Annotated in this window: 18 protein-coding genes; 15 read left to right on the plus strand and 3 right to left on the minus strand. The window is 64.4% G+C overall.

Annotation, left to right across the window (positions count from 1 at the left end):
* The first annotated feature begins 15 nt into the window (after positions 1 to 15).
* The 6 genes from ACFDR6_RS20420 (at position 16) to ACFDR6_RS20445 (ending at position 6,593) form a co-directional block, all read left to right on the plus strand.
* Positions 16 to 1,008 carry an ABC transporter substrate-binding protein gene (locus ACFDR6_RS20420; RefSeq protein ID WP_212081121.1) on the plus strand — a complete coding sequence of 331 codons (993 nt, stop codon included), beginning with the start codon at positions 16 to 18 and terminating at the stop codon, positions 1,006 to 1,008.
* Between the two features lie 14 nt (positions 1,009 to 1,022).
* Entirely contained in the window at positions 1,023 to 1,853 is an 831-nt protein-coding gene (locus ACFDR6_RS20425) for an ABC transporter ATP-binding protein (protein WP_375859568.1), read from the plus strand.
* Between the two features lie 4 nt (positions 1,854 to 1,857).
* The gene (locus ACFDR6_RS20430) at positions 1,858 to 3,255 is read left to right on the plus strand and encodes a hypothetical protein (RefSeq protein ID WP_375859292.1); all 1,398 of its coding nucleotides are present in this window, start codon (positions 1,858 to 1,860) and stop codon (positions 3,253 to 3,255) included.
* A complete protein-coding gene (locus ACFDR6_RS20435; protein WP_375859293.1) occupies positions 3,252 to 4,403 on the plus strand; it encodes a Gfo/Idh/MocA family protein in 1,152 nt (383 codons plus the stop codon). Before ACFDR6_RS20430 ends, ACFDR6_RS20435 begins: the two co-directional genes overlap by 4 nt.
* A 136-nt stretch (positions 4,404 to 4,539) precedes the next feature.
* Positions 4,540 to 5,730 (plus strand): dihydrodipicolinate synthase family protein, encoded by a 1,191-nt coding sequence (locus tag ACFDR6_RS20440; protein WP_375859294.1) that lies wholly within the window; start codon positions 4,540 to 4,542, stop codon positions 5,728 to 5,730.
* Complete coding sequence (locus ACFDR6_RS20445) at positions 5,730 to 6,593, plus strand: sugar phosphate isomerase/epimerase family protein (RefSeq protein WP_375859295.1); 864 nt, start codon at positions 5,730 to 5,732, stop codon at positions 6,591 to 6,593. The genes ACFDR6_RS20440 and ACFDR6_RS20445 overlap by 1 nt, the downstream gene beginning before the upstream one ends.
* A gap of 18 nt (positions 6,594 to 6,611) precedes the next feature.
* Here ACFDR6_RS20445 and ACFDR6_RS20450 read toward each other — a convergent pair whose 3' ends face one another.
* Positions 6,612 to 7,529 (minus strand): Spy/CpxP family protein refolding chaperone, encoded by a 918-nt coding sequence (locus ACFDR6_RS20450; RefSeq protein ID WP_375859296.1) that lies wholly within the window; start codon positions 7,527 to 7,529, stop codon positions 6,612 to 6,614.
* Positions 7,530 to 7,541: 12 nt separating this feature from the next.
* On the opposite strand from ACFDR6_RS20450, the gene ACFDR6_RS20455 reads away from it, so the two are divergent.
* Positions 7,542 to 8,309, plus strand: a complete 768-nt coding sequence (locus tag ACFDR6_RS20455) for a hypothetical protein (RefSeq protein WP_249153043.1) — start codon at positions 7,542 to 7,544, stop codon at positions 8,307 to 8,309.
* Positions 8,310 to 8,676: 367 nt separating this feature from the next.
* On the opposite strand, the gene rocD is transcribed toward ACFDR6_RS20455, so the two are convergent.
* Positions 8,677 to 9,891, minus strand: a complete 1,215-nt coding sequence (gene rocD, locus ACFDR6_RS20460; protein WP_212081127.1) for an ornithine--oxo-acid transaminase — start codon at positions 9,889 to 9,891, stop codon at positions 8,677 to 8,679.
* Positions 9,892 to 10,097: 206 nt separating this feature from the next.
* Positions 10,098 to 11,318: a cytochrome P450 gene (locus ACFDR6_RS20465; RefSeq protein ID WP_375859297.1), complete on the minus strand. Its 1,221-nt coding sequence runs from the start codon at positions 11,316 to 11,318 to the stop codon at positions 10,098 to 10,100.
* A gap of 105 nt (positions 11,319 to 11,423) precedes the next feature.
* Here ACFDR6_RS20465 and ACFDR6_RS20470 point away from each other — a divergent pair, with 105 nt between their 5' ends.
* The 8 genes from ACFDR6_RS20470 to ACFDR6_RS20505 all read left to right on the plus strand — a co-directional run bounded on the left by ACFDR6_RS20470 (position 11,424) and on the right by ACFDR6_RS20505 (position 21,598).
* Positions 11,424 to 11,966: a phosphonopyruvate decarboxylase gene (locus ACFDR6_RS20470; RefSeq protein WP_212081129.1), complete on the plus strand. Its 543-nt coding sequence runs from the start codon at positions 11,424 to 11,426 to the stop codon at positions 11,964 to 11,966.
* Positions 11,963 to 12,553, plus strand: coding sequence for a thiamine pyrophosphate-dependent enzyme (locus tag ACFDR6_RS20475; protein ID WP_375859298.1), 591 nt, complete (start codon positions 11,963 to 11,965; stop codon positions 12,551 to 12,553). The genes ACFDR6_RS20470 and ACFDR6_RS20475 overlap by 4 nt, the downstream gene beginning before the upstream one ends.
* A 158-nt stretch (positions 12,554 to 12,711) precedes the next feature.
* A complete protein-coding gene (locus tag ACFDR6_RS20480; protein WP_375859299.1) occupies positions 12,712 to 13,398 on the plus strand; it encodes a TetR/AcrR family transcriptional regulator in 687 nt (228 codons plus the stop codon).
* Between the two features lies 1 nt (position 13,399).
* A complete protein-coding gene (locus ACFDR6_RS20485; RefSeq protein WP_212081132.1) occupies positions 13,400 to 14,593 on the plus strand; it encodes an efflux RND transporter periplasmic adaptor subunit in 1,194 nt (397 codons plus the stop codon).
* Positions 14,594 to 14,665: 72 nt separating this feature from the next.
* Positions 14,666 to 17,761 (plus strand): MexW/MexI family multidrug efflux RND transporter permease subunit, encoded by a 3,096-nt coding sequence (locus ACFDR6_RS20490; protein WP_212081133.1) that lies wholly within the window; start codon positions 14,666 to 14,668, stop codon positions 17,759 to 17,761.
* 155 nt (positions 17,762 to 17,916) lie between these two features.
* Positions 17,917 to 19,965 carry a sensor histidine kinase gene (locus tag ACFDR6_RS20495; protein WP_375859300.1) on the plus strand — a complete coding sequence of 683 codons (2,049 nt, stop codon included), beginning with the start codon at positions 17,917 to 17,919 and terminating at the stop codon, positions 19,963 to 19,965.
* Complete coding sequence (locus ACFDR6_RS20500; RefSeq protein WP_212081135.1) at positions 19,962 to 20,351, plus strand: response regulator; 390 nt, start codon at positions 19,962 to 19,964, stop codon at positions 20,349 to 20,351. Before ACFDR6_RS20495 ends, ACFDR6_RS20500 begins: the two co-directional genes overlap by 4 nt.
* Entirely contained in the window at positions 20,348 to 21,598 is a 1,251-nt protein-coding gene (locus ACFDR6_RS20505; protein WP_375859301.1) for an adenylate/guanylate cyclase domain-containing protein, read from the plus strand. Before ACFDR6_RS20500 ends, ACFDR6_RS20505 begins: the two co-directional genes overlap by 4 nt.
* Positions 21,599 to 21,607 lie beyond the last annotated feature (9 nt).

Here is a 21,607-nt window from a genome sequence, read left to right on the forward strand (position 1 = left end):
AAAGGGAGAGTGACGATGAAGCAGTGGATAGGGGCCGTTTCGGCGGTGCTGATGACCTTCGCGGCCATGCCGGCGCAGGCCGCCGACAAGGTCGTGCTGATGCTCAACTGGTACGTCTATGGCGAGCACGCGCCGTTCTATTACGGCAAGGCCAAGGGCATCTACGCCGCCGAGGGCATCGACCTCGAGATCCAGGAAGGCCGCGGCTCGGCCGCGACGACGCAGGCCGTCGCTGCCAAGACCGCCGATTTCGGCTATGTCGACGTCCCCACCATGATGCGCGCTGCGATCAAGGGGGCGCCCGTGGTTGCGACCGGCGTTCTGCTGCAGACCTCGCCGATGTCCGCCATGGGCTTCGCCGACAAGAACATCAGGAAGCCCGAGGACATCAAGGGCAAGACGGTCGCGATCACGCCGGCCGATTCCATGACCCAGATCTGGCCGCTGTTCCTGAAGAAGACCGGCCTGAAGGAAAGCGACTTCAAAACCGTTGCCGGCGACGGCCAGACCAAGCTCAACGCCGTGATCAACGGCCAGGCTGATCTCCTGCTCGGTTACGTCATGGACCAGTCGATGAAGATCAAGGACGCCACCGGCAAGGACGTCTATCCGATCAAGTTCGCCGACTACGGCATCAACATGGTGTCGTCAGGCGTCATCGCCAACACCGATTATGTGAAGGCTAACGCCGATCTCGTCCGCCGCTTCATGTCGGCGACGACCAAGGCGGTCGAAGCCGCCGAGAAGGAGCCGAGGGCCGCTGCGCAGGCGATCCTCGACGCTAACCCCAAGGGCGGAAAGATCGACACGCTGACGCAAGGTTTCGAGCTGACCATTCCGCTCTATCGGACCGCGGAGACCAAGGGCAAGCGGCCGTTCCAGGTTACCGACCAGAACATGACGGACTCGGTCAATCTGATGGTCGAATATGGCGGTCTCGATGCGAAGGCCAAGGAGAACCCGAAGGCCTTCTACACCAACGACTATCTGCCGAAGAGTGGCACGTGAAATCTGCGACAGTCATGAGTGAAACCGCGCAGCCGGCCGCACATCTGAGACTGGTGAGCGACCGGGCTGCCGGCGAGGCGTCGGGCATCAAGCTGTCAGGCGTGTCGAAGACCTACCGGACGCGCGATGGCGATGTGCCGTCGCTGCGGCCGCTCGACTTCCACATCAACGACGGCGAGTTCTTCGTCGTGGTGGGCCCCAGCGGCTGCGGCAAGTCCACGCTGCTCAAGCTGATCTCGGGCCTGCTGCCGCCGACCACGGGCGAAATCCTGGTCGAAGGCGAGAAGGTGACGACGCCGCACGGCAATGTCGGCATCGTGTTCCAGAACGCGCTGCTCCTGCCCTGGCGCAACATCCTCAACAACGTCATGCTGCCGATCGACATGAAGCGGCTGCCGCGGCAGAAATATCTCGAACGCGCCCAATCACTCTTGAAGATGGTCGGGCTCGAAGGCTTCGAGAAGAAACTGCCCTGGCAACTCTCCGGCGGCATGCAGCAACGCGCCTCGATCTCCCGTGCGCTGGTGCACGATCCCAGGATCATGCTGATGGACGAGCCGTTCGGCGCGCTCGATGCGCTGACGCGCGAGCGCATGAATGTCGAGTTGATGCGGATCCAGCGCGAGACGAAGAAGACGGTGCTCTTGATCACGCATTCGATTCCCGAGGCCGTGTTCCTCGCCGACCGCGTGCTCGTCATGACCGAGCGCCCCGGCGCGATCGCCGCGATCTACGACGTGCCGCTACCGCGCCCGCGCTCGCTCGACGCGATGGCCGATCCTGTCTTCACTGAGCTCGTGCAGCGCATCCGCAAGCACTTTTTCTCGCAAGGTTCTCTGGACTAAGACCATGGCGCCGCGCCTGAAGCTGCGAGATATCGCCTTCTTCGAACGACCCGTGCAGTTCGCCCGGCCGTTCCGCTTTGGCGCGATCACGATCAACGCGACGCCGCAGCTGTTCGTGCGGGTCGAGATCGAGGTCGAGGGCCGAGGCACCGCGGTCGGCGCCAGCGCCGAGCTGCTGGTGCCGAAATGGTTCGACAAGCGGCCGGAGCTGTCGCCGGCTCAGACGGTGGACGAGTTGCGTCGGTCGCTGGAGATCGCACGCGCGCTCTATCTTGCCCGCACCGAGTACCAGACAGCGTTCGATCTGCATGCCTCGTGCATCGGTGCCCAGGTCGCGACCTGCGCGAAGAAGAACATTCCGCCGCTCGCAGCGGCTTACGGCCCGGCCGAGATCGACAAAGCGGTCCTCGATGCGCTACTGCGCGCCGCCGGGACCAGTTTCTTCGACGGAATGGCTGCCAACATTGCGGGTATCGATGCGCGGCTTTCTCCTGATCTGAGCGAGAGGGATATCAGGACGTTTCTTTCCGGCCGCGAGCCGCTGGAACGTGTTGCCATCAGACATACGGTCGGCCTTGATGATGCCGTCGAAGGCGAGGGCGGCGTTGCCGATCCGCGTGAAAATGCCGGTGCTCAGTACTTCAAGCTCAAGCTGTCGGGCGATCCTGTGGCCGATGCGGCGCGGCTGGTGCGGATCGGCGAGGAGCTGGATACACTCGGGCGCGGCACCAAGGTGACGCTCGACGCCAACGAGCAGTATGCCGACCTCGCGGCGTTACAGGCGCTGATAGACCGGCTCGATCATGATGCGGCGCTGCGCCCGATCGCCACGCGCTTGCTCTATGTCGAGCAGCCGATGCCACGCGACATTACGCGGCAATCGCCGCTCGGCTCGCTGGCTTCGCATGGCTTCATTATCGATGAGGCCGACGATTCCTACGATGCGTTCCCGGCAGCACGGGCGTTGGGCTACTGCGGCATATCGTCGAAATCCTGCAAAGGCCTCTACAAGTCCATCGTCAATGCGACGCGCGCGGCGAAATGGAGTGCGGGCGGCGAAAAGTTCTTCGTGACCGGCGAAGACCTCACCTGCCAGGCAGGCCTTGCCGTGCAGCAGGACCTTGCGCTCGGTGCCTTCCTCGGCGTGACCCATGCCGAGCGCAACGGCCATCACTATGTCGACGGCTTTGGCGAGACGCCTCTCGCCGAAGTTGCGGCCTTCGCGGCCGCGCATCCCGATCTCTACGCCGATGCCGGGCAGGGCATCCGCCTCTCCATTCACGACGGTGATCTCCTGACGGGATCGCTTCATGCTGCGGGCTTTGCGACCTCGGGCCATCCGGACTGGTCGGCGCTGCGCCCGCTCGAACAGCCAAAATCACTTCAGGAGCAACTGGCATGACCACCCAACGCCTCGGCCTCATCATGAACGGCGTCACCGGCCGGATGGGGCTCAACCAGCATCTGATCCGCTCCATCGTCGCGATCCGCGACCAGGGCGGCATCCGCCTGAAGAACGGCGATCGCGTGATGCCAGATCCGATCCTGATCGGCCGCAGCGCCGATAAGGTCGAGGCGCTCGCCAAGCGCTTCAACATCACGCGCTGGAGCACCGACCTCGATGCTGCGCTCGCGGACAAGAACGATACCATGTTCTTCGACGCCGCGACCACGCAGGCGCGGCCCGGTCTTCTGACCCAGGCCATCAATGCCGGCAAGCACGTCTATTGCGAGAAGCCGATCGCGACGAATTTCGAGGAAGCGCTCGAGGTCGTGAAGCTCGCCAATGCCAAGGGCGTCAAGCACGGCACGGTGCAGGACAAGCTGTTCCTGCCGGGCCTGAAGAAGATCGCCTTTTTGCGGGATTCCGGCTTCTTCGGCCGCATCCTCTCGGTGCGCGGCGAGTTCGGCTATTGGGTGTTTGAAGGCGGCTGGCAGGAGGCGCAGCGGCCGTCCTGGAATTACCGCGACGAGGACGGCGGCGGCATCATCCTCGACATGGTTTGTCACTGGCGCTACGTCCTCGACAATCTCTTCGGCAACGTCCAGAGCGTGAGCTGCATCGGCAATACCGACATCCCTGAGCGGTACGACGAGCAGGGCAAGAAGTACAAGGCGACCGCGGACGATTCCGCCTACGCCACGTTCCAGCTCGAGGGCGGCGTCATCGCCCACATCAACATGTCCTGGGTGACGCGCGTCTATCGCGACGACCTCGTCACCTTCCAGGTCGATGGCACGCTCGGCTCGGCGGTCGCAGGTCTTACCGACTGCATGATCCAGGCGCGACAGGCGACGCCCCGTCCGGTGTGGAATCCCGACGAGAAGCGATTGCACGATTTCTACGGCGACTGGCAGAAGCTGCCCGACAACGTCACCTACGACAACGGTTTCAAGGAGCAGTGGGAGATGTTCATCCGGCACGTCTACGAGGATGCCCCCTACAAATTCACCCTGCTCGAAGGCGCCAAGGGCGTACAGCTCGCCGAATGCGCGCTGAAGAGCTGGAAGGAGCGGCGCTGGATCGACGTCGCCCCAATCAAGGCGTGAGGTCTATTGGATCAGTCGCGATGTTTACCAAATCGTCATTGCGAGGAGCGAAGCGACGAAGCAATCCAGACTGGCGCCGCGGAGGCATTCTGGATTGCTTCGCTTCGCTCGCAATGACGAGGAGAGGTTCGAGATCATGAATAAGACCGTCCAACCCATGTCGTCACTGTCGCTCAAGCTGCCGAAGGCCGATCGCTCGATCGAGACTTACCGGTTAGCTGCCTCGCGCACGTTCCCCGCAAAGCTCGAGGGACCGTTGAGCCGCATCGCGTTCTCGGCCGTGCACACGGTCGCCGATCCCTTCGCTGACAACGATCCCTGGCTGTCGGTCGCGGTCGACTGGGACAAGACCATCGCCTTCCGCGAGCACGTGTGGGATCTCGGCCTGGGCGTCGCCGAGGCGATGGATACCGCGCAGCGCGGCATGGGACTGGACTGGCCGACCTCGCTGGAGCTGATCACGCGCTCGGTGTCGGCCGCCAAGCGCCGCAACGCGCTGGTGTTCTCCGGCGCGGGCACCGATCATCTCGCGGTTGAGGACGCCAAGTCGATCGACGACGTGATCCGCGCCTATGAGGAGCAGGTCTCGGCGGTCGAGAAGGTCGGCGGCCGCATCATCCTGATGGCGTCGCGTGCGCTGGCAAAGCTCGGTTGCAACGCCGATGACTATGCCAGGGTTTACGACCGCGTGCTGTCGCAGGTTCGCGAGCCCGTGATCATCCATTGGCTCGGCGACATGTTCGATCCGGCGCTGACGGGCTATTGGGGCACGAGAGATCTCGACAAAGCGATGGATACGGCCGTCGCCATCATCAATGGCAACGCCGGCAAGGTCGACGGCGTCAAGGTCTCTCTGCTGGACAAGCAGCGCGAGATCGACATGCGTCGCCGCCTCGACAAGCGCATCAAGATGTATACCGGCGACGATTTCAACTACGCCGAGCTGATCGCCGGCGACAGCGAAGGCTTTTCGCATGCGCTGCTCGGTATCTTCGATGCCATCGCGCCGGCAGCGTCCTATGCACTGTCGCGGCTGGCAGCCGGCGATGAAGCCGGCTTCCACGACGTGCTGGGGCCGACGGTGCCTTTGTCGCGACACATCTTCAAGGCGCCGACGCGGTTCTACAAGACCGGTGTCGTGTTCATGGCCTATCTCAACGGCCACCAGGATCATTTCACCATGGTCGGGGGCCAGGAGAGCACGCGCTCCACGCTGCATCTGGCCGAGCTGTTCCGTTTGGCTGACAAGGCCGGCCTGCTCGCCAACCCTGAACTCGCGACACGGCGGATGAAGGCCGTGCTCGCCACCCACGGTATCGAACCCTGATGCGCGACTTTTCATCCGACCACCGCTGGCTGTCGTTGAACACGGCGACCGTCCGCAAGCAGGGTGACCTCGTCGCGATCGTCGATGCCTGTGCGAGGCACGGCATCCACGCCATCGATCCCTGGCGCGATCAGGTCGCATCCGTCGGTCTCGAGCGTGCCGCGCGGGCGGTGCGCGATGCCGGCCTCGATCTGTCGGGCTATTGCCGCGGCGGCATGTTCACCTCGGACCTCTCGCGCCGGAGTGAGGTGCGCGACGACAACAGGCGCTGCGTCGATGAAGCCAAGGCGCTGGGCGCGCCCTGCATCGTCCTCGTCGTCGGCGGCCTGCCGCAATATTCGCGGCCGGGCAGCGCAGCGTCGAAGGACATCGCGGCGGCGCGCGGACAGATCGAGGAGGCGCTGGCCGAGATGCTCGACTATGCGAGACAGGCAAACCTGCCGCTGGCCATCGAGCCGTTACACCCAGCCTATGCGGCCGACCGCGCTTGCGTGAACACGACGAAGCAGGCGCTCGATCTCTGCGATCGGCTCGATCCGGCTCACAGCGGCATGCTCGGCGTCGCGCTCGATGTTTATCACATCTGGTGGGACCCCGAGTTGATGGACCAGATCACCCGTGCAGGCCGGGATCGTCTGCTCGCGTTCCATGTCTGCGACTGGCTCGTCCCGACCAAGGACATCCTCAACGACCGCGGCATGATGGGCGACGGCGTCATCGACATCAAATCGGTGCGCCAGGCGGTCGAAGCGCAGGGCTTTGCCGGCTATTCCGAGATCGAGATCTTCTCCAACGAGTGGTGGGACAAGCCGATGGACGAGGTGCTGCGCACCTGCATCGCGCGCCATAAAACGGTCGTGTAGGTCGAGGGCGCGCTACCCTCATGGCCCTGCGACCTGTTGCAGCGTGTTGAAGCGCGCCTTCTGCTCGCTGCTGAGCGTGGCATAGAATTCGTCCAGCGCGGGTTCGACCAGCTTGGCGGCCGTCAGCATGGCCTCGAGCCGGTGCTGCATTGCTTCAAGCCGTCCGACCGGCGTCAGAGGCACATCGTTCGGACAGGCCGCTTGTAGGCCCTCAACGCCCTTCGCCGTTGCTTCGCCGAGGCGGTCGAGCGCCTCCTTTTGCTTACCTGCGGGGTGGAGCACGGCCTCGATCCTCTGGATCGGCAACTGGGTCAGGCTGGACTTGGGATCGCCGCAGGCCTCGGCGCCGGCTTCCTGCGGCTGTGACGCGCGCTCGCCGACATGGGGGCCAAGCGCGTTGAAGCGGGCCTGCTGTTCGTCGCCGAGCGAGTTGTAGAACCTCTCCAGGGCTGGCCGCACGATCTTGACGGCTTCCAGCGTCACGCTGATGCGGTTCATCATGGCGCGCAGGCGGCCAGGCGGAGTTAGTGCATAGGTCTCCGCGCAGGAGTCCTTGAACACATCGGCAGCTTCCGAAGCCGCGGTCCTCAGCTCGTCGAGCAGCGCGCGTTGTTCCGGCGCCGGCCGCACAGCCCGCGCGATATCGGCAAGCGGCCAGGCGGTCACGCCCTTATCCGGTGCGCCGCACAATTGCTGCAGCGTCTGCGGGCTCACGCTGGCGCGCGGCCGCGCGCGGCCGCTGCCGCCTTGCGGATAGTCATTGGGGTTGATGCTGGCATAGGCGGAATAGGGGCCGTCACCACCCCAGAACACGGTGTCGACAAAGTCGTCATAGGCGTACGCCCAATAGCCGGGCTCGTAGGCATAGGACCAGAAGGTGTAGTTGAAGATGTCGGAATAGGCGTAAGGCCAGAACACCGGCCCAAGCCACGCCACGAACACCGCAGGATGACGGTGACGCCAAGCCTGCCGGGGCGCCCAGCCGCTCTGACGGGCGACGAGGGCCGCCTGGGTCTGCGGCGTAGTCTGCTGACGGAAGCGCTCGGCAAATCGTCCACGCTCGGCGGCTTGCGTGGCCGCCGCAAGCGCCGGAGCGCGCCCCTCCGGAGCCTGGAGTCCGAGCCGCTGCTGACGAGCCAGGTCGAGTTGTTGCGCGCGCTGCTCACGGCCGAGCAAGCGGTTCTGGGTCTGGAGCATCCGCTGCTGCTCGCGTTGGGCTCGCGCGCCTTCCACCTTTTGCGATTGCAATTGCTGAACGCGCTGCTGCAGGCGATCGATGCGGGTCTGGCGCTCCGTCGTCTGGCGCGACAGCATCTCGCGCTGTCGCTGCTCGACGTGCTGCGAGCGCTGTTGGACGCGTTGCTCGCGCTCAAGAAGGCGGCTCTGCGACTGCAACAACCGTTGCTGCTGGTGCTGCGCCCTTGCGCCTTCCGGCTTCTGCGATTGCAATTGCTGCACGCGTTGCTGCAAGCGGTCGATGCGGTCCTGGCGTTCCGCGGATTGGCGCGAAAGCATCTCGCGTGGCGGTCCCGATCCCCCGCTCACGGCCGGGGGTGCACTTGGGCGAGAAGGGGCTGCGATATGCGGTGTCGGCCGCGGCGCCATGGCCGGACGTTGCGGCGCTGCCGGCGCCCGATGGAATTCGCGCCTTGGCGCCGCCACCTGGGGGGCGGCTCGCGGGGCGCTGAAATGTGGGGACTGACGCGGCGGCGGTGAGGCGATGTGGGGCGCCGGCCGCGGCGCCATCGCCGGTCGCTGCGGCATGGCTGGCGGTTGGACGGCCGGCGCGGGACGCGCCATGGCTGGCGGCGCCGCCGGACGGGCCATGGCTGGTGGCGCTGCCGGTGCTGCGGCTGGCCCTGGTGGTCCGCCCCTTCCATGTCCATGGCCGGGCCCCTGGGCGAACGCGCCGACGCTGGCGGCCAGCATCGAGACACCAACGAAAACAGTCGTAAGGCAAACGCCACGCGGAAGCATGATCATAGCTCCCAACTCGTAATCGCCCACGAATGTCAACGCACATCCGGCGGAATCGTTCGTCGTTGGCCGCGGCTGGCATTGCGATCTTCCGACGCAGGCCGCCTCAAGAGAAGTCCTGCGTCAGGGTGGCAGCGAGCCGTTCCAGCGCCCAGTCGACCTGGTCGCTCGTGATCACCAGAGGTGGAGCGATACGGATTGTTTGCTGATGGGTATCCTTGGCGAGGATGCCCTTGCGCTGAAGCGCCTCGCAGTAGCGGCGGGCGCGCCCGGCCTCGGGATGCAGCTCGACCGCCAGCATCAGGCCGCGCCCGCGCACTTCGCGGATCGTGTTGGCACGAATATCCTTCAAACCTTCCAGAAAGCGCGCGCCTTGCCTCGCCGCGTTCTCGATCATGCCTTCCTCGACCAGCACGCGCATCGCCGCCCGCGCCACCGCGCAGGCAAGCGGGTTTCCGCCGAAGGTCGAACCATGCTGGCCGGGCCTCAAAGTCCCGAGCACCTCGTTGTTCGAAAGCACGGCCGACACCGGATAGAAGCCGCCGGACAGCGCTTTGCCGAGCAGCGTCACGTCCGCCTCTATGCCCTCGTGCTGTTCGGCGAGCAGCTTGCCGGTGCGGCCGAGCCCGGTCTGGATCTCGTCGAGCACCAGCATGACGTTGTTGTCGGTGCAGAGCTCTCGCACCTCAGTGAAATAGCCGGCCGGGGGAATGATGACGCCAGCTTCGCCCTGGATCGGTTCGACCAGAAAGGCAACCGTGTTCGCGGTGATTGCGTCTTGCAGCGCTGCGGCGTCGCCGAACGGGATGATCTTGAAGCCTGGCGCGAATGGCCCGAAGTGCGCGCGCGTCTCGGGGTCGGTTGAAAAGCCGACGATGCCCAGCGTGCGCCCGTGGAAATTGTTGGCGCAGACGATGATCTCGGCCTGGCCGTCCGGCACGCCCTTCACCTCATAGCCCCATTTGCGGACCGACTTGATCGCGCTTTCCACCGCCTCGGCGCCGCTGTTCATCGGCAGCACCTTGTGGGAACCGGTGAGCGCCGCGATCTCCTCGTAGAACAAGGCGAGTTGATCGTTGTGAAACGCCCGCGAGGTTAGCGTCAGCCTTTGTGCCTGTTCGACCATTGCCGTCAGGATCTTGGGGTGGCAGTGGCCCTGGCTGACCGCCGAATAGGCCGAGAGGCAATCGAGATAACGGTTACCTTCGGTATCCCAGACCCAGACACCTTCGCCGCGGGACAGGACCACCCCGATCGGCTCGTAATTGTGAGCGCCAAAGCGTGCTTCTGTTGCGACTAAATCGATGACGGATGAGCTCATCAGTCGTCGCTCCATTGCTGCGCGCACTGGCTCTCAACTTGATTTGGGTATCGGCCTGTCGCCTTGGAAGCCTTCATGCGCCCGATTGCGGGGCGAGGCCTGATTTGCCCGCAATGTCAGATGGATCTGCGGAACCACACGGCATCGTTCGCCGACCCGGTTTCTACTGTGCATGGGGTTGTTTTCGCAGTTTTTGTTTGGAGGCCTCACCCGACCGAGCAGGGCACGCTCAAAAACCCTCGAAACCGGACCCGTCCGCCCCGCACCGGCGTCCCGCTCACGGCATAGTTCGGGAAGCGCGCCAGGAAGCGCGAGATCGCGACCGCGCCTTCCAGCCGCGCCAGCGCCATGCCGGCACATTGGTGCGCCCCGGTGGCGAAGGCGAGGTGCCGGTTCGGCGTGCGCGCGATGTCGAAGCTTTCGGGGTCCGGAAACTGCGCGGGGTCGCGGTTGGCTGCGCCAATGCACAGCGTCACCGACGTGCCGGCATCGAGCGCGACGCCGCCGAGTTCGACCTTCTCCGTGGTCATGCGGTTGCCGAGCTGGTTGGAGCTCTCGTAGCGCAATATCTCCTCGACCGCCGCCTTGATCAGGTCGGGATTGCCGATCAGACGCTGCTTCTGCTCGGGGTGACGGTCGAGCGCGACGAGGCCGTTGCCGATGAGGTTGGTGGTGGTCTCGTGGCCGGCATTGAGCAGGAAGATGCAATTGTGCAGCAGCTCCTTCTCGGTCAGCCGCTCGCCGTTCTCTTCACCCTGAATCAGGCGCGTCAGCACGTCGCGATCAGGATTGCCGGGCTTTTGGCGCCGGCGCGCGACCAGCGTTTCGAGATAGGCGAGGAAGTCCTGCACCGCCTTGTTGCCGCGCGCGGCCGCTTCCGGCGACACCACCGGTTCGAGTGCGCCCAGGATCGCCAGTGACCAGTCGCGCAGCGGCGTGCGTTCTTCGTGAGGCACGTCGAGCAGATTGCCGATCACCTCGATCGGGATGGAGGCAGCGAAGTCCTCGATCAGCTCGCAAGCTCCCTTGGCGGCGATGGCATCGAGCAGGCCGTCGACCAGCTTGACGATATCAGGCTCCATCCCCGCGATCGCCCGCGGCGACAGCGCGCCCATGATCAGGCGGCGTACGCGGGTATGCGCGGGCGGATCGTTGAAGACGAGGCTGGTGGTGTGGTGCTCGTAGAGCGGCGTGTCGCCGTATTTCGGCGCGAACTCGCGCTGCTTGTCCGAGCTGAACGATTTGGTGTTCTTGTAGGTGGTGACGAGATCGTCATAGCGGGTCAGGAACACGGTGCCGCTGCGCAGGCGCTTGACCGGCTCGTTCTCCCGCAGTGCACGATAGGTCGGATAGGGGTTGTCGTAGAACTCCGGCGTCAGCTTCTCGAGGTCGAAGCTTGCAGCCAGCGCCTTCGCATCTGCGTTCATCCCGTTATACTCGCCGGTTAAAGCCGATATGCCGTTTTTGTTGTTCTGAATGACGCGCGTACGCGTCTACAGTCTTTCGATACTGCTAGCTGACCGGACAGGAAAATGCACGCGCGCGCTGACGCTCCCGACACGGCCCCAACTTGGCCCGATGATATTTTCGCAACATTGCAGCGCTTCGACGTCCGGCAGGTGCCTTATGTGCCCGATGCCGGCCATTCGAAGCTGATCCAGCGCGTGCTGGATTCCGCCACCATGCGCGGAATTCCCCTGACGACCGAGGAGGAGGGCGTGGCGCTCCTGGCCGGCGCCTGGACCGGCGGGCAGCGCGGCGTGCTGCTGATGCAGTCGAGCGGCGTCGGCAATTGCATCAACATGCTGTCGCTGATCCCGATCCTGCGCTTTCCGTTCCTCACCCTCGTGACCATGCGCGGCGAGTGGGGCGAGTTCAATCCGTGGCAGGTGCCGATGGGATCGACCACGCAGGGCGTGTTCGAGCTGTCTGGCGTCCAGGTGCTGCGCGCCTCGACCGCAGCCGAGGTGCCGGCCGTGCTGGAGGCTGCCGCGTCGCAGGCCTACAACGCGCTCACCCCCACCGCCGTCCTTCTGTCGCAGCGCCTGATCGGCGCCAAGGTTTTCACCAAATGAGCAAGGCCAATCTCCTCGACCGCCGCCAAGTGGTTTCGACGCTGCTCTCGAACCGCAAGGACGTCGTTGCGATCGGCGGCTTGGGTGCCTCGACCAACGACATGTGCGCGGCCGGCGACCACGCCCGCAACTTCTATCTCTGGGGCGGCATGGGCGGTGCCGCGATGATCGGGCTCGGCCTGGCGCTGGCGCAGCCGAAGTTGCCGGTTTTGGTCATTACCGGGGACGGCGAGATGCTGATGGGTATCGGCAGCCTTGCCACCATCGGGCTGCAAAAGCCGGCCAATCTCACCATCGTCGTGCTCGACAACGAGGCCTATGGCGAGACGGGCGGCCAGACCAGCCACACCGCGGCCGCCGCCGATCTCGTCGGCATCGCGAAGGCCTGCGGCATCGAGGACAGCCGCGCTGTCTCGACCATGACCGAGGTCCAAGCCTTTGCCAAAGCCGTCCACGACGTCTCGGCCGGGCCGCGTTTTGCCAATGTGAAGATCGACAGCGCCGGCCTGGAGCGGATTTTGCCGAGCCGGGATGGGACTTACATCCTCAACCGGATACGCGGAGACCTCGGCTTTCAGCCGATCTAGGCAGGCCTATCCATTCCGCGGCGCCCAGGTCCTGCACGCGGTCCGTGCGGGCGGAGCCGATTTCCACTGAATCTACAACGCACTTAGGTTGCGATGCAACATAGTGCTTGACTTCCGCGTGGGTGAGTGCTTACTCACCCGCCATGAGCTCATTGCGTATGACGAGCGACCTGAGGCGTCAATTGATCCTCGGTGCCGCAAAGCGCTGCTTTGCCCGACATGGCTATACCGGCACCACGACGAAGAGCGTGGCGGCCGCCGCTGCCATTTCCGAGGCGCTGCTGTTCAAGCATTTCCCCTCCAAGGCGGCTCTCTACGCCGAAATCCTCAGCGACGAATGCGAGGCCGATCCGGACTTCATGGAACTGCTCGAGCGCGAGCCGTCGACCGCGACGCTGGTCGAGCTGGTCCGCGGCATGGTCGACCACTTCCTTCGCATGGCCGACGGCCCCGACCAGGAAGAGGTGCAGCGCCTGCGGCTGATGGCCACGAGCCATCTGGATGATGGCGAATTCGCCCGTCTGATGTATGCCAAGATCGAGACGCTGATCGGGGCGATCTTCGTTGCCTCGCTCGAGCGGGCAATTGCGAGCGGTGACGCGCGGCCATGCCGCGGCGAACCGCTCAACCTGTTCTGGTTCGCGCATCACACGGTGATGACCGCTGCGCTGACCAGGCTGCCGGCGGCGCCCTGTCTCGACTACGGCAAGGCGAACGATCTGGAGCAGCAGCTCTGCGAGTTTCTCCTGAGGGGTATCGGACTTAACGACGCCGCAATTGCTTCGCATCTGGGCCACGATCAGGCCGCGGATGCCGGCAGGACGGCGATTGCAGAAAGTGCATGACATGAACATCGTAACCGAACACAAGATTTCGGGCGAACCGATCGACAACAAGGCTCCCAAGCGTCCGGTCCGGCCGGTGCTATGGTTCGTCATCGTCGGCACGCTGCTCGCCGTGCTCGTCGGCGGTCTCGTCTGGTTCAACTATTTCCGCGGCCAGATGATCAAGCAGTTCTTCGCCAACAACAAGCCGCCGCCGACCGCGGTCAGCGCGGCCGAGGCGAAGTCCGAGGTGGTGCCGAACCTGCTCACCGCCGTCGGCGGCCTCGTCGCCGTGCATCAGGTCGACGTCAGCGCCGACGTCAATGGCCGCGTCACCGAGATCAAGTTTGAGCCCGGCACGCGTGTCGAGGCCGGCACGCCGCTGGTACAGCTGTTCGACGCGCCGGAGCAGGGCGACCTTGCCAACTACAAGGCCCAGGCGACCGTCGCGCAGTTGTCGCTCGACCGCGCCAAGCAGCTCGCCGCGCGCCAGTTCGGTCCGCAGGCGACCGTCGACACCGCGCAGGCCGCCTATGACCAGGCGCAGGCCGGCATCGCCAAGACCGAGGCGCTGATCTCGCAGAAGCTGGTGCGCGCACCTTTCGCCGGCGATCTCGGCGTCCGCAAGGTCGAGGTCGGCCAATATCTGACGGCAGGTACGGCGATCGTGTCGCTGACCGACCTTTCCGCGCTGTGGGCCAACTTCACCGTGACCGAAAAGGATTCCGGCAGCCTCAAGGTCGGCCAGACTGTCCGGCTCAAGGTCGACGCCTATCCGGGCCGCACCTTCGAGGGCAAGATCACCACGATCGAGCCGCAGATCGCGAGCGACACCCGCAATATCCGCGTGCAGGCGACGGTCGCCAATCCGGAGAAGATCCTGAAGCCCGGCATGTTCGTGACCACCACGGTGGTGCTGCCGGACAAGCCGGCCGTGATCACCGTCCCGGAGACGGCGGTCGACTACACGCTGTACGGCGACTCCGTGTTCGTGATCACCGAGAAGAAGGAAGAGGACGGTAAGACCAGTCTCTCCGCGGTGCGCACCTTCGTGCAGACCGGCACCCGGGTCGAAGGTCGCGTCGAAATCGTCAAGGGTCTGAAGGCGGGCGACAAGGTCGTCGCCGTCGGCCAGCTCAAGCTGCAATCGGGCGCGGCGGTGTCGATTTCGACCGACCCGGTTCCGCAGATCCCGGCGCAGCCGCCGCGCTACTGATCCCATGACATTCGGGTGATCCGGCCTGGCCGGATCACTTCTCTTGAGACAAAGAAAATCGAGATCGCCGCGATGGCCCTTACCGATATTTTCATCAAGCGCCCGGTTCTGTCGGTCGTCGTCAGCCTGTTGATCCTGCTGATCGGCCTGCGCGCGGCGATGGTGCTGCCGATCCGGCAATATCCGAAACTGTCGAACACGGTCATCAACATCACGACCGTGTATCCGGGCGCGTCCGCGGACCTGATCCAGGGCTTCATCACGACGCCGATCGAGCAGGCGGTCGCGTCTGCCGAGGGCGTCGACTACATCACCTCGTCCTCGGTGCTCGGCACCTCGACGATCCAGGTCTACATCAAGCTGAACTTCGATCCGAACCAGGCGCTCACCGAGGTGCTGGCGAAGACGAATTCGGTCAAATACCTGATCCCGAAGGAATCCAACGACCCGATCGTCACCAAGACCACGGGCCAGACCACGGCCGTGATGTATCTCGGCTTCTCGTCCGAGGAGCTCTCGGGTTCGGCGATCTCGGATTATCTGACGCGTGTGGTGCAGCCGGTGCTGTCGACCGTCGACGGCGTGGCGTCCGCCGACATCTTGGGCGGGCAGACCTTCGCGATGCGGCTGTGGCTCGATCCCGAGAAGATGGCCGGCCGCAACGTGTCCCCGGCGGACGTAGCCGCGGCCATCCAGGCCAACAACTTCCAGTCTGCGGCGGGCCAGACCAAGGGCTATTTGATCGTCTCGAACGTCTCGACGAACACGGGTCTGACCGACGTCAATCAGTTCAAGAAGATGATCGTCAAGGCCAAGGACGGCGGCTTCGTGCGGATGGAGGACATCGCGACCGTCGAACTTGCGGCCCAGAGCACGGACGCCAGCGTTGCCTTCAACGGCGAGCGCGCGATCTTCATTGGCGTGCAGGCGACGCCGCAAGGCAACCCGCTGACGCTGGTCAAGGGTGTGCGCGCGCTGTTCCCCGAACTCGAACGCAACCTCCCGCCCTCGATGAAGATGAAGGTCGCCTACGACTCGACCAAGTTCATCCAGTCTTCGATCGACGAGGTGCAGAATACATTGGGCGAAGCCGTGATCATCGTGATCGTGGTCATCTTCCTGTTCCTGGCCTCGCTCCGTTCGGTCATCATTCCCGTCGTCACCATTCCGCTCTCGATGATCGGCGTCTGCACGCTGATGCTCGCATTGGGATTCAGCTTCAACCTTTTGACCCTGCTCGCGATGGTGCTGGCGATCGGCCTCGTGGTCGACGATGCCATCGTCGTGGTGGAGAACATCCATCGCCATCTGGAGGAGGGCAAGACGCCGGTCCAGGCGTCGCTGCAAGGTGCGCGTGAAATCGTAGGCCCCGTCATCTCGATGACCATCACGCTCGCCGCTGTGTACGCGCCGATCGGCTTCCTCGGCGGCCTCACCGGTTCGCTGTTCCGCGAATTTGCGTTCACGCTCGCGGGTTCGGTGATCGTGTCGGGCGTGATCGCGCTGACTCTGTCGCCGATGATGTGCTCGGTGCTGCTGAAGAACACCGAAGAGGGCCGCTTCGCCAAGGGCGTCAACAAGGTGTTCGGCGCACTCACGCGCTGGTATGGCCGCAGGCTCGACCGCTCGCTCGACTACAAGGCCATCACGGGCCTGTTCGCGGTAACCATCCTCGGGCTCGTCGGCTTCCTCTACATGCACACGTCGAAGGAGCTGGCGCCGGAGGAAGACCAGGGCATCGTGTTCGCGGTGACCAAGGCTCCGAAATACGCCAACATCGATTATGTCGATTTCTACGGCGAGAAACTCGACGAGAAATTCCAGCAGTTCCCCGAGACCGATCTGCGCTTCGTGCTGAACGGCATCAACGGCCCGCAGGGCGGCATTGCCGGCATGCTCTTGAAGCCTTGGGACGAGCGCACGCGCTCCTCGATTGCCCTGAAGCCGCTAGTGCAGGCCGAGCTCTCCAAGATCGAGGGCGTGCAGGCCTTCGCCTTCAACCTGCCGCCGCTTCCGGGCGGGCCGGGCGGTCTGCCGGTGCAGATGGTGATCAACTCCACCGCCGGCTTCCAGACGGTCTATGAGCAGATGGAGAAGCTGAAGGACGCTGCGCGCAAGAGCGGCATGTTCATCGTCTCCGACAGCGATCTTGCCTACAACCAGCCGAACGTGAAGGTGACGATCGACCGCAACAAGGCGCAGGACCTTGGCGTCAACATGCAGAACCTCGGCGCCACGCTCGCGGTGCTGCTCGGCGGCAACTACGTCAATCGCTTCAATCTGGAGGGCCGGTCCTACCAGGTGATCCCTCAGGTGCCCCGCACCAAGCGGTTGTCGCCGGAATCGCTCGGTGGCTATTACGTGACGACCAACACCGGCCAGCAGCTTCCGCTGTCGACTGTGGTGTCGATCGAGACCAAGACCGATCCGAATTCGCTGACGCACTACAACCAGCTCAATTCGGCGACCTTCTCCGCCGTGCCGATGCCCGGCGTGACCGTCGGCGCAGCGGTCGACTTCCTCGAAGGCGAGGCCAAGAAGCTTCCGCAAGGATTCAGCCACGACTATCTCGCGGACTCCCGGCAGTACGTGCAGGAAGGCAACCAGCTCGCGATCACCTTCGGCTTCGCGCTGATCATCATCTTCCTGGTGCTGGCGGCGCAGTTCGAGAGCCTGCGTGACCCGCTCGTGATCATGATCTCGGTGCCGATGGCGATCGTCGGCGCGCTGATCCCGCTGTTCTTCGGCGTTGCGACCATGAACATCTACACCCAGGTCGGTCTGCTCACTCTGGTCGGCCTGATCACCAAGCACGGCATCCTGATGGTGGAGTTCGCCAACGAGCTCCAGGTCAAGGAGCGGCTCGACCGCCGCTCGGCCATCGAGATGTCGGCCCGTATCCGCCTGCGTCCGATCCTGATGACGACGGCCGCCATGGTGACCGGCCTGATCCCGCTCCTGACTGCGACCGGCGCGGGTGCGGCCAGCCGCTTCTCGATCGGTCTGGTCGTCGTTGCCGGCATGTCGATCGGCACCCTGTTCACGCTGTTCGTGCTGCCGGCCGTGTACGTGGTGCTGGCGACCGACCACCGCGCGGCGGCCGATTCCGAGCGGAACAGGCAGGTTGCCGAACTCGACCTCGACGCCAAGGCCCTGCGGCCGACCTGAGGCCGCACGCAGGCGAAGCCACAGGGCGGCAGCGGCCAAACCGTTGCCGCCCTTTTCGTTCTGCCACCGCATCAATTCGACGCCGCGATCGTCGGGCGGGGGCCTTGCCGCGCTTGCGAGAGACAAGGCCCGGTCTTCTTGCTAGGTTCCGCAGGATGAGCCTTTCCCTCCATCCCGACACCTCGCGAGCCGGCACGCTGCCGAGTGCGGTGCCGGACGGCGCTGCCCCTGGTGCAGGGGAAGGACGGGGCATCAGGACCCGGCTGTTCACCAAGTATGTTGCGCTGTTCGTGGCCGTCGTCGCCATCGCGCTGCTGGCGAACGGCCTGTTCGAGGTCTTCTTCTATTATCGCGAGCACAAGGCTTCGCTGATCCGGGTCCAGCACGAGCAGGCCGAGGCGGCCGCGGCCAAGATCGGCCAGTTCGTCAAGGAGATCGAAAGCCAGCTCGGCTGGACCACGCAGTTGCCGTGGTCGGCAGGCTCGATCGAGCAGCGCCGGTTCGACGCGCTGCGGCTGCTGCGCCAGGTGCCCGGGATCACCGAGCTCGCCCAGGTCGATTCGACCGGCAAGGAACGGCTGCGGGTCTCGCGGCTGGCGATGGATGCCATCGAGAGCGGGATCGACCTCTCCAGTGATCCGAAGTTCACCGAGGCCGTGGCGCACAAGGTCTATTACGGCCCTGTCTATTTCCGCCGGGAGTCCGAGCCCTATATGACGCTGGCGCTGGCCGGCGCGCGCAAGGACGCAGGGGTCAGTATCGCCGAGGTCAATCTCAAGCTGATCTGGGACGTCGTCTCCCAGATCAAGGTCGGCGAGAATGGCCATGCCTATGTCGTGGGGCCGGAGGGTCGCCTGATCGCGCATCCCGACATCAGTCTGGTCCTGCGCAATACCGACATGTCCGGCCTCGCACAGGTGCGCGCCGCGCAGGCTGGCGGCGGCACGATGGCGAATGCGCTCGAGGAAGCGCGCAACATCCAGGGACGGAAGGTCCTGACAGCATCGGCGCCGATCGCGCCGCTGCACTGGACCATGTTCGTCGAGTTGCCGGTCGAGGAGGCCTATGCATCGCTCTACGCCTCGCTGCAGCGGCTCGCGATCGTGCTGCTCGCGGCGTCGATCTTCGCGGTGCTTGCGGGGATATTCCTCGCGCGCCGCATGGTCGGGCCGATTCAAGCGCTGCGCAGCGGCGCCGAAAGGATCGGCGGTGGCGACTTCTCCCAGCGCATTTCGATCCGCACTGGCGATGAGCTCGAAGGGCTTGCCGACCAGTTCAACGACATGGGCGCGCGCCTGCAGGAATCCTACGCGGATCTGGAAAAGAAAGTCGAGCAGCGGACATCCCAACTGCGACAATCCCTCCACGAGCTTCGAACCGCGCAAGACCGCCTGATCCAGACCGAAAAACTCGCTTCCCTCGGCCAGCTCACCGCCGGCATTGCCCACGAGATCAAGAACCCGCTCAATTTCGTCAACAATTTCTCCGCGGTCTCGACCGAGCTGATCGAGGAGCTCAACGAGACCCTGCAATCGGCCGCGCTCGAGGACAAGACGAGGCAGGAGGTCGACGAGCTGACTGGCATGCTCAGAAGCAACCTCGAGAAGGTCGTGCAGCATGGCAAGCGCGCCGATTCCATCGTCAGGAACATGCTGTTGCATTCGCGCGAGGGCTCCGGCGAGCATCGCGCCGTCGACATCAATGTGGTCGTGGAGGAGAGCCTTAATCTAGCCTATCACGGCGCGCGCGCCGAACGGCCGTCCTTCAACGTCACGCTGCAGCGCGAGCTGGATCCCGCTGCCGGCATGGTGGACATCTTTCCCCAGGAGATCACGCGCGTCTTGCTCAACCTGATCTCGAACGGCTTCTATGCCACTGCCAAGCGCAAGGAGAGCGCCGGCGAGGCCTTCGAGCCCACTCTAAGCGTTGCGACGAAGGATCTCGGCGGCAGGGTCGAAATCCGGATCCGCGACAATGGCACGGGGATCCCACCCGAGGTGAAGGAGAGGATGTTCAATCCCTTCTTCACCACCAAGCCGGCCGGCGAGGGCACCGGACTCGGCTTGTCCATGAGCCATGACATCGTCGTGAAGCAGCACGGTGGCACCATCGACGTGAACACCGCACAAGGTGTATTTACCGAATTCATCATCAGCCTGCCGCGCACGATGGCGGTAGGCGGCACTCCCGGAGGCAAGTCTTGAACGTTTACATCCTGGTCGTCGACGACGAGCCCGACGTCGAGGCGCTGTTCCGGCAGCAGTTCCGGCGCGAGTTGCGCGCCGGCCGCTTCCAGATGGAGTTCGCCTCGTCGGGGCCCGACGCACTCAAGCGCGCTGCCGAGGTTCGCGATCCCTCGTTGATCCTGATCCTGTCCGACATCAACATGCCCGGCATGAGCGGGCTCGACATGCTGCCAAAGGTGCGCGCTGCGCATCCTGACGTTCCCGTCATCATGATCACGGCCTATGGCGACGCCGAGACGCGGCGCAAGGCGATCGAGCGCGGCGCAGTCGGGCTCCTCACCAAGCCGATCGACTTTGCGCTGCTGCGTCAGGAGATCGATACGAGGCTCGAGCAAGCAGCATGACTGCGACCATCCTCTTCGTCGACGACGAGCCGGATCTCGAGGCGCTGATCCTGCAAAAGTTCCGCAGGCAGATTCGCGACGGGCAGATCGATATCATGTTTGCCCGCGACGGCCTCGATGCGCTGGCCTCGCTCGAGCAAAATCCGCATGTCGACATGGTGGTCTCCGATATCAACATGCCAAGGATGGACGGCCTGTCGCTGCTCGCGAAACTCCAGGAGGCCGAGGACAAGAAGTCGACCATCATCGTCTCCGCCTATGGCGACATGAGCAACATCCGAACCGCCATGAACCGCGGCGCGTTCGACTTCCTGACCAAGCCGATCGACTTCGCCGATCTGGAAGCCACCATCGAGAAGACCATCCGCCATGTGGAGATGCTGCGCGACGTGAGGCGGCGCCAGATCGAAGCCGAGCGCGCCCATGCCGCGTTATCGCGTCATTTCTCGCCGGAGCTGGCCAAGCGTCTGGCCGCAAGCGGCGACGGCGAGGGGATCGAAGTGCAGTGGCGCGATGTCGCCACCATCTTCACCGATATTACCGGCTTCACCTCGTTGGTGGAAAGCGCGCCGCCCGAGACGCTGGGCAAGCTGCTCAATGAATATGTCGGCGGCATGACCGAGATCGTCTTTGAGCATGAGGGCACGGTCGCAAAGATCATCGGCGACGCGATTCAGGTGCTCTTCAATGCGCCCGGAGATCAGCCGGACTATGCCACGCGCGCGGTCGCCTGCGCTCATGAACTCGATGCCTGGGCGCAGGACTTCCGCGCGCACCAGAGCGCCACGGGCGTGACCTTCGGTGCCACCCGCATCGGCATTCACGCCGGCCCTGCGCTGGTCGGCAATTTCGGGGGCAACCGCTTCTTCGACTACACCGCGTATGGAGATTCCATCAACATCGCGGCGCGACTGGAGGCCGCCAACAAGCATTTGGGCACCCGCATTTGCGTCAGCGGTAGCGTCGCCGAGGCGGCTGAGAACTTTCAAGGCCGCCCCGTCGGGGAACTGATGCTGCGCGGACGCAGCGAGCCGTTGCGCGCGTTCGAGCCATTGCCGCCCGCCAAATACGAAGCGTCGGAGACGGCGCTGTATTCGGAGGCTTTCGCCAAGATGGAGGCCGGCGATGCCGCGGCCATGCCGGCCTTTGCCGCGCTGGTCGGCATGCACGCCGACGATTCCCTGGCCGGCTTTCACCTGAAGCGCCTACTCAATGGCGCCAAAGGCATTCGCATGCAGCTTGAATAGGAGTTCGTC

Source organism: Bradyrhizobium tunisiense, from assembly GCF_042263385.1.
Taxonomy (GTDB): Bacteria; Pseudomonadota; Alphaproteobacteria; order Rhizobiales; family Xanthobacteraceae; genus Bradyrhizobium; species Bradyrhizobium tunisiense.